At 44.8% G+C, this 14017-nt stretch carries 12 protein-coding genes, 2 tRNA genes and 1 pseudogene; 2 read left to right on the top strand and 13 right to left on the bottom strand.

Features of this window, described 5'->3' with window-relative positions:
* Positions 1-46 precede the first annotated feature (46 nt).
* The 12 genes and pseudogenes from ACWYU8_RS12395 to hppD all read right to left on the bottom strand — a co-directional run bounded on the left by ACWYU8_RS12395 (position 47) and on the right by hppD (position 10235).
* Positions 47-802: a transporter substrate-binding domain-containing protein gene (locus tag ACWYU8_RS12395; RefSeq protein WP_457519861.1), complete on the bottom strand. Its 756-nt coding sequence runs from the start codon at positions 800-802 to the stop codon at positions 47-49.
* Between the two features lie 25 nt (positions 803-827).
* Positions 828-1709 carry a DMT family transporter gene (locus ACWYU8_RS12390; RefSeq protein WP_457519860.1) on the bottom strand — a complete coding sequence of 294 codons (882 nt, stop codon included), beginning with the start codon at positions 1707-1709 and terminating at the stop codon, positions 828-830.
* 9 nt (positions 1710-1718) lie between these two features.
* Complete coding sequence (locus ACWYU8_RS12385; protein WP_457519859.1) at positions 1719-2402, bottom strand: ABC transporter permease; 684 nt, start codon at positions 2400-2402, stop codon at positions 1719-1721.
* Between the two features lie 11 nt (positions 2403-2413).
* Entirely contained in the window at positions 2414-3127 is a 714-nt protein-coding gene (locus tag ACWYU8_RS12380) for an ABC transporter permease (protein WP_457519858.1), read from the bottom strand.
* A gap of 12 nt (positions 3128-3139) precedes the next feature.
* A complete protein-coding gene (locus tag ACWYU8_RS12375) occupies positions 3140-3898 on the bottom strand; it encodes an ABC transporter ATP-binding protein (protein WP_457520189.1) in 759 nt (252 codons plus the stop codon).
* Between the two features lie 117 nt (positions 3899-4015).
* A pseudogene (locus tag ACWYU8_RS12370) lies at positions 4016-5149 on the bottom strand (pyridoxal phosphate-dependent aminotransferase); the annotation flags it as partial.
* 627 nt (positions 5150-5776) lie between these two features.
* A tRNA-Val gene (locus tag ACWYU8_RS12365) sits at positions 5777-5853 on the bottom strand.
* A gap of 35 nt (positions 5854-5888) precedes the next feature.
* A tRNA-Val gene (locus ACWYU8_RS12360) sits at positions 5889-5965 on the bottom strand.
* A gap of 331 nt (positions 5966-6296) precedes the next feature.
* Positions 6297-6965: a maleylacetoacetate isomerase gene (maiA, locus tag ACWYU8_RS12355; RefSeq protein ID WP_457519857.1), complete on the bottom strand. Its 669-nt coding sequence runs from the start codon at positions 6963-6965 to the stop codon at positions 6297-6299.
* Positions 6966-6991: 26 nt separating this feature from the next.
* On the bottom strand, positions 6992-8029 hold the full coding sequence (locus ACWYU8_RS12350) for a fumarylacetoacetate hydrolase family protein (RefSeq protein ID WP_457519856.1): 1038 nt from the start codon (positions 8027-8029) through the stop codon (positions 6992-6994).
* 9 nt (positions 8030-8038) lie between these two features.
* Positions 8039-9169, bottom strand: coding sequence for a homogentisate 1,2-dioxygenase (locus tag ACWYU8_RS12345; RefSeq protein WP_457519855.1), 1131 nt, complete (start codon positions 9167-9169; stop codon positions 8039-8041).
* Positions 9162-10235: a 4-hydroxyphenylpyruvate dioxygenase gene (hppD, locus tag ACWYU8_RS12340; RefSeq protein ID WP_457519854.1), complete on the bottom strand. Its 1074-nt coding sequence runs from the start codon at positions 10233-10235 to the stop codon at positions 9162-9164. The genes ACWYU8_RS12345 and hppD overlap by 8 nt, the downstream gene beginning before the upstream one ends.
* A 542-nt stretch (positions 10236-10777) precedes the next feature.
* Here hppD and ACWYU8_RS12335 point away from each other — a divergent pair.
* Entirely contained in the window at positions 10778-11884 is a 1107-nt protein-coding gene (locus ACWYU8_RS12335) for a M20/M25/M40 family metallo-hydrolase (protein WP_457519853.1), read from the top strand.
* A 358-nt stretch (positions 11885-12242) separates the two neighbouring features.
* Positions 12243-12680, top strand: a complete 438-nt coding sequence (locus ACWYU8_RS12330; protein WP_457519852.1) for a hypothetical protein — start codon at positions 12243-12245, stop codon at positions 12678-12680.
* Between the two features lie 107 nt (positions 12681-12787).
* Here the strand turns inward: ACWYU8_RS12330 and ACWYU8_RS12325 are convergent, their stop codons facing one another.
* The gene (locus ACWYU8_RS12325) at positions 12788-13870 is read right to left on the bottom strand and encodes an ABC transporter substrate-binding protein (RefSeq protein ID WP_457519851.1); all 1083 of its coding nucleotides are present in this window, start codon (positions 13868-13870) and stop codon (positions 12788-12790) included.
* Positions 13871-14017 lie beyond the last annotated feature (147 nt).

Raw genomic sequence — 14017 nt, 5'->3', positions numbered from 1 at the left:
AATTTTGATTAAGCGAGCTGTTTAAACCCGCTCAAGTGCCCACGGGTTATGGCGCGATATTAGTACCGAAATACTGCATGGAGAGTTTGTCGTAATAATCACTTTTCACGATTTTATCGATAGCAGCGCTAAGCTTTTGTTCCAGAGCGGTTTCATCCAGTCTTACTGCTGCTGCAATACCTTTACCTAAAATTGGCTCGTAAGGGACTTTACCATAGTACTCCAGGCCTGCTTTGTTTGAATTGAAGAACTCTGTTGCCGGGATGTCATCGGCAATCATGTAATCAAGACGACCAGCCAATAAATCTGAGTTAACAGCATCTTGAGTGTCATATTGGCGAATGGTGGCAAACTTACCAAACTTCTCTTTTGCATAGAAAGCAGCAATAGTCGATGTCTGAACGCCGATAATTTTGCCTTTCAGCGCATCTTTATTCAGCGCAAACTCTTGCCCCTGAAGACCAATCACCGCAGGGTACGTATTGTAGTATGGGTGAGTAAACAATACCTTTTTAGCACGCTCGTCTGTCACCGTCATCGAAGCAAAAATTACATCGATTTTGTCACTTACAAGCGCAGGAATAATACCATCCCAAGCGATCTCTTTGATCTGGCAATCTAAACTCGCCTCTTCGCAAATCTTATGGATCAAATCAACTTCAAACCCTTGCCAGGTACCATCTGCCTGCTTAGTAGCAAATGGTGGGTATGGTTCTGCCGCTACAGAAAACTTCACTGTTTCTGCTGCGAAAACAGATTGGGTGGCCAAAAGGCCAGTTAGTACCAATAGAGCCTTATTCATATCAACTTCTCCTTGTTTAACTCAATCAGGAACCAGCATTGCAGGCTAACGCACGTGTTTTCCGGCCATTTGCAATCACTGAAATAATTCCACTGCACGCAATTAAAATCGCTCCTAGCACCAGATAACTGTCTGGCTTATCTCCCCAGATAAAGAATGAAAGTAAAAAAGCCCAAATCAGACCGCTGTACTCAATTGGAGCGAGTGTTGACGCTTCTACGCGCTCGAAACTTGCGAATAAAAAGTACTGACCAAGACCACCAATCAAGCCGATCAGCAACATGAGGACAACAGTACCCGTGTCCCACGCGGTAAATGTCCAAGGCAAGCTTGCGCCTGTAGTTGCAACAAACATTGAGTTCGCAGCAAACATTTGAATCAGAACACTGACTTTTCCGGACAACTTACGCAGCAATATGTAGGTATAAGCCCAGAGTAATGCGGAGAATAGCGCGTAACCGACAGCAAGCGTTTGGTCAGTAAAACCTGGACGTGATGCGACGAGCACGCCAATAAAGCCAATGACCACTGCCGACCACTGCATTTTTGTCGGCTGCTCTTTAAGCAGTACAACAGCTAACGTAACCACGATCACTGGCGCTGAGTAATAAAGCGTCGTCATTTGAGCCAGAGATAACGTAATTGCAGACAAGTAGTAAAAAACCCAAGCCATTGCCGCGACGAAGCTGCGCCAAATAAGAGGTCTGAGTACCGGTGAATTTAATGTATCGGAGACCATTGTCTTACCTCCAATAATCAAACACACCACAACCATGGATAAACTGCGCCAAAACAGAAGCTCGGCAACTGAAAAATCTGAGACCATCCATTTCATCACTGCATCTTGCGCTGCAAGACAAATATAAGCCGCAAAACTAAATAGAATCCCTTTATTCACTTCTGTCATATTGACTCCCTAGCCTTGCACCGGAATACGTTTCTCAATACGAGAAAAGACAAATTCAATCAGGTAAGTGAGAACGATGTAGATAACAGCAACCGCCAATAAAGGCTTGTAAATATCAAACGTCATCGAACGCACCTGATTTGCAGCACCAAGTAAATCTACAACAGCGATCGTTGAAGCTAACGCCGTCGATTTCAGTAATAGAACCGTTTCACCAGCCAAAGTCGGAGTTAACTGATATAAAGCACGAGGCAACTTAACTCGCAACATCACTTTAGCTGGCTTCATACCAAACGCTTTGGCCGCTTCAACCTCACCTTTTGGTACAGATAATAATCCTCCACGGATGACCTCTCCCAAATAAGCAGCCGTTGATAAAATCAATGCAACAGCAACGTACCAGTAACCATCTCTTAAATAAGGCCAGATAAAGCTGCTTCGGATACTAGGGTTAAACGCGAAAAGCGTACCCAAACCGTAGTAGTAAACATAAATTTGTACTAACAGTGGCGTACCACGGGTCACGCTAGTAAATGCAAAAGCACATGCCGAGATAATTCGGTTAGAGGATAAACGCGCAATCGCGACCAAAATGGAGAGTCCAAAACCTAAAACCAGTGAGATAACCAGCAATGATACCGTTGTTTGCAAGCCACCCAGGAGTAAGTCCGAATAATCGAGTAATTCTTCCATGTTAAATTACCTCAGTGTTTAGGTTGCCAACGGCGCAGGTTCAATTCCAGTTGTCTTAAACCAAAACTCGAAATCAGGGTGATAACGTAATAAATCGCAGCAGCCGTTAAGAAAAAAATCAGATATTCTCGGGTTGAACCCCCAGCTTGCTTCGCTGTGTAAAGTAGTTCATTGGTTCCAACCACACTGATTAACGCGCTGTCTTTTATCAGGTTAAGCCACAGGTTAGAGAGTCCTGCAAGTACATTGGGCGCAATCATTGGCAAGGTCATCCGCCAGAAGAGCTTACGACCAGACATGCCGTAAGCTTTGGCCGCTTCAATATGCCCAGAGTTAAGAGACACAATTGCACCGCGAAAAATCTCTGAGGAATAGGCCCCCTGCACTAACCCAAGAACGAGAATGGCGACTGGCAAACCGGCGACTTCAATTTCACCCATTCCCAGCATCGCCGCAACCGCCTTAATTAAGCTACTGCCACCATAAAACAGCACTATAATCAGCAGTAACTCAGGGACTGCACGACATACCGTGGTATAGACTTTGGCAGTCTGGTACAAGACACCACTTCCGCGTAATTTAATGACTGCTGCGCCTAAACCGATAACAATCCCGACAATAAAAGCCCCGATAGCGATCTGCATTGTTACCCAGGTACCTTTTAGCAACGCAGCACCCCAGCCTTCGCTTCCAAATCCTACTAGTTGAAGTACGTGATCCATCATTCACTTCACCTCTTAACGATTGTGTTGAGCGTTTATAAACTGTCTGCAACGTTCACTCGTTGGATTAGAGAACAGCACTGAAGGATGACCTTCATCTTCAATAATTCCCTGATGCAGAAATGCCACATGTGACGAAACTTCCCGTGCAAATGCCATTTCATGCGTCACCAAAATCATAGTTCGGCCTTCTTCTGCTAACGATCGAATTACTTTCAGAACTTCACCGACAAGTTCAGGATCGAGTGCTGAAGTTGGCTCGTCAAACAGCATAGCTTTAGGCTCTACTGCGAGTGCACGTGCAATCGCTACGCGTTGCTGCTGACCGCCAGAAAGAAAGCCAGGATACGCATCTTTTTTGTGAGCCATTCCAACGCGCTCCAGCAATGCTAATGCTCGGTCGGTAGCTTCTGCTTTTGATTCACCAAAGACGTGGATTGGTGCTTCAATTAGGTTCTCTAATACGGTTCTGTGCGGCCAAAGGTTAAAGTTTTGGAATACCATGCCTAATCGAGAACGGATATCTAGAAGCTGCTTTTGATTACGAATGAAAGGCTGTCCCTTGTGATCTATATCTGTCTCAATCCCCTCGCCATTCACATACACCAGTCCTTGGTTAGGCACTTCGAGCATGTTGATGCAACGAAGCAAGGTACTTTTACCTGAGCCAGATCCACCGATAAGAGAGATGACATCACCTTGACGGGCAGTAAGAGATACTCCTTTCAGTACTTCGTTGTCACCAAATTTCTTATGCAGATCGACGACCTCGATAACCTTCTCCGGCCTTTTAAATTTGAATGTTTCGGAAGTGGTCGAAAATAAATGATCTTTAACAGTTAAGGGCTTACTGAAATCCAGTTCAGAGACGTATCGCTTGATTCTTTTACATGCTTCTATTAAGCGGTCTTCACCTATAGCAAAGGAAAGGCGAATAAAACCACTTGCCGCTTTACCGAAAGCAGAAGCATCGAGCGTAGCGACCAACTGGCTATCAAATAACCCCCAGATAAACTGATCTGACGTGACGGGCAAATCCCTGATATCTAGCAGGACAAACATACCAGCATCAGGTTTCATCACTTTGATTGATTCACAATCACTTAAATGCTCTATCACCAGTTCACGACGTCTTTGGTAAACCGCTCGCATCTGGGTTGATATTTCATCGAAGTGCTTAATTGCAGTGATCGCCGCTTTTTGAATGAAGCCCGGTAGACCATAAAACATATTTAATGCTAAACGCTCAATATGTTCAGTTAACTCTCGGTTCGCAATAACCCAACCAGAGCGCCATCCCGTCATCGCATGTGACTTTGATAAACTGCTCACCACTACCGTTCTTTCCGCCATACCCGGTAAATCACGTATGTTTAAGTGCGGTTTTTCGAAGTTTAAATAGCCATACACTTCATCAGAAACAACCCAGAGATCGTGCTCATTAGCCAAATCAGCAATCGCCTGAATTTCGCTTTGATCCATCATTCTCCCGGTAGGGTTATTTGGGTTAGCGAAGAATATCGCTTTGGTTTTGGTTGTCACTGCCTGACGCAGTGCTTCGCAATCAAGCCTGAAATAATCATCACTATTGGTTGGAACTGTGACAACTTTTGCGCCAGTTGCCTGAAGCGTAGCTTGGTAGGTTACGTAAGATGGATCAAGCATCAGGACTTCGTCACCAGGACTTAGAATACATTGTGCCGTGGTGTACAGACCATTTTGCGTTCCCGGTACAATAATAATTTCATCGCTGGTTACCGGGACTTTAGAAGTGCGGTTGTAATGCTCTGCAATAGCATCTCGCAATTCATCATAGCCGCGCATTTCAGTGTAATGCGTTTCACCACTTTTAAGAGCATTAATGGCTTCATTAGTGACAACATCTGGGGTATTAAATTCTGGGTCACCTACACTCAGGATGATCACATCCTGACCATTTTGCTGAGCTTCAAGCGCTTTAGTATGAATGTTCCACGCATCACCGCCTTCGCTTTTAATACGTTCAACCAATGGAGAATATTCCATTTTTCTCTCCTTCTATCTATCCATTTCCTTACGGATTTAAAATGAGATTAATAGAAAGTGAACGGTCGTTCAATAGCAATTATTCAGTTATTTATACGATCGTTCAACTGGCAACATAATAGTGCACACTAAGATATATTGGTGCAAAAGCCAAAACATAACCTACTGATATATAAATAATTAACAGTTAACAAAATAAATAGCACCAATGATGTGCAAAATTAAAAATATAAATTTTTAGGCCTATTTATTAAATGATACGCCATTGCTATTCGGATTATCCTCTTAATGCAAAAAGTATTTGGGTTATGATTTCGGTGGATGATTTGAATTTTATACACCAGCATCTAGGATATGTGTTGACACTGCATGAATTTATATAGTCATATTACAGACAACAACTTAGACTAGGATCAGTTTTACTTATCACTCTATCGACAGAGCTCAAGGTCACCAAATGGCCACAATGATGACCATCTGTGCCCAATAAGGTATGACTAAGTGAATATTATGCACATAAATATGTAAAGTTCAGATGGGAATGTTGGGGCTGGATTAGATAAACCCTAGATACGACAAAGCCCGCATTAATGCGGGCTTTGTGTTTGTTCATGAAGAACTAAAATTTGGTGGGTCCGGGCGAACTCGAATCGCCGACCCCTACCATGTCAAGGTAGTACTCTAACCAACTGAGCTACGGACCCAAATTTTGCGCTCCTGACTACCATTCAATTCAGAATGGTGCGTCCGAGTGGACTCGAACCACCGACCCCCGCCATGTCAAGGCGATACTCTAACCAGCTGAGCTACGGACGCATTTCTCTGGAACGAGAAGGATATTAGCCATAAGCCACTTGGGGTGCAAGCATAAATTCGCTAACTTTGAATCGTTTGGCGAAAATGTAAACTCAACACCCGTTTTCAGGTGATTTTATCGCCTAAAATCGCCTCGCATGGGGATAAGAATGTGATCTAAGTAACTTTTTAGTTTTCGTTCAGTTGTCGCAATGAACTTCACTTAACATGCCGTGTTACAAGGTATCGGAAACATCGGCGTGACAAAGAGGGTTCGATGTTGCAGCTCTGGTCGATTCTGGAGTAGGAAAAGAGCTTAATAATGTCGCCTTTATTAAGCTCTAACATCTAACTAACTATCGGCATCAGGCTGATGTTCAGGCATAGCATCAATAAAAGCGGGAAGTTGGTAACACGCTTCAACAATCGAATTGATGACTGGATACGGTGCTAAATCGACGCCAAAACGCAATGCGTTATAGACTTGCGGTACCAGACAAATATCGACGATCGAAGGCGAATCAGTCAGGCTGAATAGGCAATCCCCCTGCTCTTTTCGATGGTTCAGGAGTTTCTCTTCTAGTGAAGCGAAACCCTTATTAATCCAGTGATGAATCCAGGCAACTTTACACTCCTGATCGCACGCTAACTCCCCTTCCAAATACTGCAAGACTCGCAAGTTATTCAGAGGGTGAATCTCCATCGCAATATCCTGCGCCATTGCTAACGCTTGATAACGAAGCGGCGCTTGCTCTGGAATAACAGAAACATCCGGGTAGTTTTCATCAAGATACTGAATGATCGCCAGCGACTGGTTTAATCGAAGTTTCCCATCCACCAGCACTGGTACCAGTTCAGTAGCATTTAGCTCATGATACTCGTCACTATGCTGCTCGCCCCCATTGCGTACTAAATGAACCGACTTTGAATCATATTCAAGTCCTTTAAGATTCAAGCAAATACGTACGCGATAAGCCGCTGAAGATCGCCAATATCCATATAGAGTGATCGGTTCGCTCATTTATCCTTCCTATATGAGACTGTGCATTAATGTTTCAGGTACTGACTAACTTGCTGATTAATCGCACCAAAGATACTGCTGCCATCTTTATCAAACATCTCAAGCTTGATTGAGTCTCCAAACGACATAAAGTTTGTTGACGGTTTACCATCACGAATCGTTTCAATCATACGAACTTCAGCAATGCATGAGTAACCTACGCCACCTTCCTCAATCGAACTGCCATATTCTGTATCCTGCTTGTTCGAAACCGTCCCAGAACCGATGATTGCACCTGCTGACAACGGACGCGTTTTGGTGGCATGAACAATTAAATCTGCAAAATCAAAAGTCATGTCCACACCCGCATTAGGGCAACCAAATGGCTTATGGTTATAGGTAGAAACCAGTGGCAAATGGACTTTATTTTCGTACCACGCATCGCCTAATTCATCCGGAGTTACAGCGACAGGAGAAAACGCCGATGAAGGCTTAGATTGGAAGAAGCCAAATCCTTTCGCTAACTCCGCTGGAATTAATCCGCGCAGCGAGATATCGTTCACCAACATGATAAGTAGAATGGACTCCTGCGCTTCGGCAACGCTTGCCCCCATTGGTACATCACCCGTCACCACCGCAACTTCGCCTTCAAAATCAATGCCCCATTGGTCGCTGGCAAACTCAATGTTATCGCAAGGACCAATAAACGCATCCGAACCACCCTGATACATCAATGGATCCGTCCAAAAGCTTTCTGGCATTTCTGCGCCACGCGCTTTGCGAACCAACTCAACGTGATTAACGTACGCACTGCCATCGGCCCACTGATAAGCGCGTGGTAGTGGCGATTCACAATAGTGCGCTTCGAACTCTTCAAACCCAGCGACCGTACCGTTATTCAGGGCGGTATAAAGTTCTTCCAGTTGTGGCGCTAAGGTTGCCCAATTATCCAGGGCGACTTGCATTGTTGGCGCTAAATTCATCGGGTGGAAAATTTCCGACACTGGTACACAGCGCGTTAAGTCTTTGCTCACGACCATCAACAGACCGTCACGAGTACCATTTTTTTTGGTTGCTAATTTCATCCTTGCCTCTTACTTCTCTTGCCAACTGTAGACGTACTCTTTGTTCTCAACGGTTTCCAGTTCATCCGAGAACTGTAGTGCGTGACGCGTATCGATCATCACCGCTACCTCGTCAGTAAACTTCTTCTTATGTTCCCGACCCGCTTTAAATGCTTTTGGATGAGGACCATGAGTAAAGCCAGCCGGATGGAACGTCACCATGCCTGCTTCAATATTGTCACGGCTAAAGAAGTCTCCTGCGTGGTAGAACAAGACTTCGTCATAGTCATCATTGTTGTGGTAGAACGGTACCTTAAGAGCCCCAGGATCGCTCTCGATCGGACGTGGAACAAACGTACACACCACAAACCCCGCTCCTACAAATGTAGTATGTGCAGACGGTGGTAAGTGGTAGCGATGTGACATAAGTGGACGAATATCACGCCAGTTCACTTTCACCACAGCTAAGTCACCATGCCAACCAATTGCATCTAAAGGATTAAACGGATATGTGATAACACTCACTTTATCGTGACGTTTCACCTGTACCTGAGTACGATTCTCAGAGTACTGGGCACGAAATTGATCGTTGATTGACGGGGTTTCCAGTACAGCAGGATCAAACACCGCGTGGTTACCCACCATGCCTTTTTCTGGCAATGAGTAGGCTGCATCGGTGTTTTCAATCATCAGGATGAACATCGGCTCACTTGGTTCCAGGCGCCAGCTCGTCGAGCGTGGGATCATGACGTAGTCCCCTTCGCTCACCTTTAAGTGCCCGTAATCACAATAAAGGTCCGCTGTTCCTTGGTGGATGAACAACAGCTCGTCGCCGTCTGCATTTCGTACCAAGAAATCCATCTTTTCATCCATACGCCAAACACGGATCTTACAATTCGCGTTATGCAGTAAATGTGGTACAGACCAAGGGGTAATTTGGCTGGCCTTCTCCACTAAAGTGAAATCGAAAGCCCGCGGGCGTAACTCGCCTTCCCATTCAGACCAGCCTGTTGGCGCGTGTTGGTGATGAAAATGTGCCGCAGGGCCAAAGAAACCACTTCGACCTGCTTCACGTTCATATATTGCCTCTTCCGGGAAATCAGCATGTGCTTGTTTAGAGCACACGCCCTCCCGATGAGGGAATGTGATCCATTTATGCATCGCTCAGTACTCCACGACGGATTTGGTCCTCTTCAATCGATTCAAACAGCGCTTTGAAGTTACCTTCACCAAAGCCTTCATTGCCTTTACGCTGAATGATTTCGAAGAACACAGGGCCAATGACGGTTTGTGTAAAGATTTGCAGCAAGATGCCGTCTTTCATCGGCGCGCCATCAATCAGGATTTGCAAGTCACGAAGTTTACTTACGTCTTCGCCGTGGCCTTCAACACGCTGGTCTACTTTCTCGTAGTACGTATCAGGTGTTGGCATAAAGTTCATACCACGGTCACGCAAGGTTTGAACCGTTCGATAGATATCATCCGTACTCAGCGCAATATGCTGAATGCCTTCGCCGTTGTATTCGCGGATAAACTCTTCGATTTGCGATTTATCGTCAGACGACTCATTGATAGGAATACGGATCTTACCGCAAGGTGCCGTCATTGCGCGGCTGACAAGACCCGTCAGTTTACCTTCAATATCGAAGTAACGAATTTCACGGAAGTTACCAATACGCTCATAAAAACCAGACCAGATGTCCATGTTGCCTTGCTTCACGTTGTGAGTCAGGTGGTCGATTTCGTAAAGGCCAACATCAGATTTCGCTAAGCGTTCTTCTGCATCATCATAAAAACGGAAATCGACATCATAAATACTCTGCTTTCCATAGCGATCGACAAAATAAAGCAAGCTTTCACCAATACCATAAATCGCAGGAATGCTCAGTTCCATCGGACCAATTTCGGTTTTGTATTGTGTACCGCCGTTATGAATTGCATGCTCAAGTGCCGCTGTTGCGTCTTTTACCCGAAAAGCCATACCGCATACTGACGGGCCGTGTACTTTAGCGAACTCTTCGGCTTGGCTATGAGGCTGCGCATTAACGATGAAACTGATATCACCTTGACGATATAACCAAGCTTCTTTTGAGCGGTGCTTGGCGATTTCAGCAAAGCCTAACGATACAAATAGCTCTTTCAGTTGTTCAATGCCTTTGCTGTCCGCAGCTGTGTATTCAACAAACTCAAATCCGTCTGTACCTAATGGGTTGTATGCATCCACCATGACTTTCTCCTTGCGTCATTAATTTGTTTGACAGCGCTCTTGCGCTGTTTGAACTTATTTTCTTAACTTGGCGCAGGTGGGGAAAAATTGGAATACATCCACAAGAATCTCTGTTTATGGTTTTTTAAGATAAATATGTAAAATATTTGTTACAAGAAAAACCTAAATCATACTTACTGTAAAAAATGACAACAAAAGCAATTAATTTCAATAGATTAACCAACTAAAACCAAACCTAAATGACGATCATTAATGTAAACAGATTGTTACCATGGTAATTATTATTGGCAGCTTGATGATATTTTATACAAATCATTAACTTACATCTCCGCATCAGATTTGGCGTTACTACTCCGCTGAATTAAAGCCACAATGCGATCAGTATCTCAGCCATCTGGTTATAATTCTGTCAAGCCAGTGACTTTATTGATTCATCTCAGTATTCCTTACTCTCTCGTGTGTAATAACACCGACTCTGTTCCGCTCGAGGACGCTCAGGCTGCATCGTTAGCGCCCTCGCCCCTACAAAATGAGATATCCAAATGACACAAATTAACCAACAACGTCTAGTTGAACACTTCTGCCAACTGGTTCGCATTGACAGCGAATCGATGAATGAAAAACAAATCGCAGAAACTCTGGCTGAGCAACTGGGCGAGTTAGGCTTTGCGGTTCACAAACTCCCTGTACCAGAGCATATTTCAAATGGCTTCAACGTTTATGCCCGTCTGGAAGGTAAAAAAGAAGGCTCGATTCTCATGAGCTGCCACATGGACACCGTAACGCCGGGTATCGGTATTGATCCAATCATCGAAGACGGCATTATTCGTTCAAAAGGCAACACGATCCTTGGCGGTGACGACAAATCTGGCATAGCCGCAATTATGGAAGCCGTACGCTGCATTCAAGCGGAAAATCTAGAGCACAAAACGTTAGAACTTGCGTTCACCGTGCATGAAGAAGGCGGTCTGTTCGGTTCTGAGTATTTCGATATGACGCATTTAACGTCAAAAGAAGCGATCGTACTTGATACCGGCGGTCCAATCGGTACCATCGTGACCGCCGCTCCTGGCCAGCAAAAGATCGTTGCAACGATCAAAGGTCGTCCTGCGCACGCAGGTCTTGCGCCAGAAGAAGGCATCAGCGCAATCATGGTTGCAGCAGATGCCATCAACCAAATGAAGTTACTTCGCATCGACGAAGAAACTACTGCGAACATTGGTATGGTAAATGGCGGTCAGGCAACAAACATCGTTATGCCAGAGCTTAAAATTGTGGCCGAGGCGCGCTCTCTAAATGGAGATAAACTGGAAGCACAAGTTAACCACATGATCTCGACATTCAAATCGGTTGGTGAAAAACACGGAGCGGTAGTCGAAATCGAATCTAAGCGTGCATACGATGCGTTTGTTATTGAAGAAGACAACGCACACGTTGCTGATATCAAAGCGGCATTCGCGGATATGGGAATCGAAGCGTTTACCAAAGGCACGGGTGGCGGTAGCGATGCAAACAACTTCAACAAGAAAGGTCTGACAACGGTTAACCTCTCAACGGGTATGGCAAAGGTGCACACCACTGAAGAGTTCATTGCGGTTGATGATATGGTGAAAATCACTAAATTCATCAAACACTACCTGGTGAAATAAGCTCACGCAAGTGTCGCTTACCGAATGTAAAGGCCCTCGAATTAGTTGGTAATGCCGCTCGCTTTAAGGTTCGATAGATTGAATGTGTTCTATTTGTTCTCATCGTCGTCATTCCAGCGAGCCTTGGCGAGACTAGGAATCTAATATCAGCGTGCTGAGAAATTCTCATCATTACTCTAGCAATAAGCGCGTGGAGTGTAGATTCTGAATCACGCTCGTGCCTCGCTGTTCAGAATGACTCGTTAATCCGACTCGATCTAGTCGAGGGCTTTCTATTTCGCTATTCTTCAACGCATTCTGGACGTGCCTCTCCGCCACACGTTAAAATGCGATATCTTTGATAACTTCGTATTACTCTATGACCGATGCTGACATCGAACTTCAACATATTTGGTTGGAAGTTCAGACACAACGCTGGCACAACATTCCACGCTTCCTGTTTAGCTATTACTGCTTTAAACACAACCTCGTAAGCAAAACCAATAAACCTTGTTGGGAAACCGCCAGAGAAGCATTACCTGCATCGACCACAATTCAAACTCGTAAGGACAGTGTCGTTGAACCTTTAGTCCCTGAGGAAACGATTATTGGCTTACTCAAAACTCTGAGCAAAGATGGAGAGATGTCATTCGAAACGATGGAACAGACGCTCAATAAATTTTTGCACTATGTGGTGATAAGTAAACAAGAGCAAGCGAAGCTCAAGCCAAATATGCCGGCTATCTGGTACCAAAACATGGATAAACCATTGATGATGCGTTTTGAGTTGGCAGGTATTTCTATTCGAAATCAATAAGTACTCAACCAATGAAAGCGAGCGTGTTTTTGAATTGAGTAGCAAATAAAAAGCCGAAGTTAATCAGGAAAGAGTAACTTCGGCTCAGCAGACATTACAACTTGAGATTAAAGCTCCGTCATAAACGTGCCAACAGGTTTAATCGGCAGGTACTTTTCATAAAAACCTTCGTACGCCGCTTCTGGGTTTAAATCGCTGAACACGTCTGGATACATGATTTTGGCATAAAACTGAATCAGCGCACCATCAATGATGGTACGGCAAGCACCGTGGTAAGCCGCATACATACGGTTATTTTTTACCGCAGAAATCGAAGACCAACCGATACGCTTTTTAAAGCCTGCTAATCTTTCTTTGGCTAATGCTTGGTCAATACCTTCACCCATGAGCATCGAATCATCTGCACTGCCGGACTCGTAGCCCGTCATCACAATAACGTCTGGGTTTGCAGCAATGATCTGTTCTGGGTTCAGTTTGCCCCACCACTCAACGAATGGCGCAGAGATGTTGTCACCACCAGCCATTGTTGCAATAGCGCCCCACATGTTTTTGCCAAAGGTGTAACCCACTTCATTCACACCCGACGCAGCATATTCAGTGTAAACTTTTGGCTTAGCCAGATTCGCTTTTGCCAATCGCTCGCTGATCATATCAACGTTTTGCTCATATTCATTTGCGATGGTTTCTGCGCGCTTTTGCTGACCGGTGATTTCACCAATGAGTTTAGTGGTCTGAACATGTCGCTCAACCGTTTGTGCGTTGTAGTCCACTACGACGACCGCAATACCCGCACTCTTCATGCGCTCAACGTCTGCTTCCAATGCTTTGAACTGCCAATCCGCCAGCATCACCACATCCGGGCTTAGACTGATTACCTTCTCAACAGAAAACGCATTAGTATCTACACGCCCAATTTCTGGGATCGCATCCAGTGATGGTCGATGTGTCACATACGCTTGCCAACTTGCAGAACGAGCCTGCCAAATATACTTGGACATGCCTACCACGTTGTCATACGCCGCTTCAGTACCGATCGCCATGTAATCTTCTGGATAGAAGCCGACGACCACTCTTTTTGCTGGCGAATCGAACGTAACCTCACGTCCTAGCACATCTGTAACGGTAGTTTGTTCGGCAAAAGATAGCGTGCTAACGCATACAGCAGCAAGCGCTAATAAGTGTTTCAACATCAAGACGGTTCCTTTTTATTCGATGAGTAAGACGGCTCCAATTCCCGCCTCGCGGGCGTATATTAATTCTTTTATTAATGCTAATGCAACTAACTATCATTAATGCTAGTATCGCTACCTTCCTAGCGCGCCGAGTAAGTCTATCTA

The sequence above is a fragment of the Vibrio limimangrovi genome, from assembly GCF_054064025.1.
The sequence above is the reverse complement of the archived record's forward strand: the minus strand, read 5'-3'. Positions and strand labels throughout refer to the sequence as shown.

Bases quoted from the DNA above. Each gene is read 5' to 3' on its own strand.
- ACWYU8_RS12395 (WP_457519861.1), bottom strand. From the start codon at position 802: ATGAATAAGGCTCTATTGGTACTAACTGGCCTTTTGGCCACCCAATCT.
- ACWYU8_RS12390 (WP_457519860.1), bottom strand. From the start codon at position 1,709: ATGACAGAAGTGAATAAAGGGATTCTATTTAGTTTTGCGGCTTATATT.
- ACWYU8_RS12385 (WP_457519859.1), bottom strand. From the start codon at position 2,402: ATGGAAGAATTACTCGATTATTCGGACTTACTCCTGGGTGGCTTGCAA.
- ACWYU8_RS12380 (WP_457519858.1), bottom strand. From the start codon at position 3,127: ATGATGGATCACGTACTTCAACTAGTAGGATTTGGAAGCGAAGGCTGG.
- maiA (WP_457519857.1), bottom strand. From the start codon at position 6,965: ATGAGCGAACCGATCACTCTATATGGATATTGGCGATCTTCAGCGGCT.
- ACWYU8_RS12350 (WP_457519856.1), bottom strand. From the start codon at position 8,029: ATGAAATTAGCAACCAAAAAAAATGGTACTCGTGACGGTCTGTTGATG.
- ACWYU8_RS12345 (WP_457519855.1), bottom strand. From the start codon at position 9,169: ATGCATAAATGGATCACATTCCCTCATCGGGAGGGCGTGTGCTCTAAA.
- hppD (WP_457519854.1), bottom strand. From the start codon at position 10,235: ATGGTGGATGCATACAACCCATTAGGTACAGACGGATTTGAGTTTGTT.
- ACWYU8_RS12335 (WP_457519853.1), top strand. From the start codon at position 10,778: ATGACACAAATTAACCAACAACGTCTAGTTGAACACTTCTGCCAACTG.
- ACWYU8_RS12330 (WP_457519852.1), top strand. From the start codon at position 12,243: ATGACCGATGCTGACATCGAACTTCAACATATTTGGTTGGAAGTTCAG.
- ACWYU8_RS12325 (WP_457519851.1), bottom strand. From the start codon at position 13,870: ATGTTGAAACACTTATTAGCGCTTGCTGCTGTATGCGTTAGCACGCTA.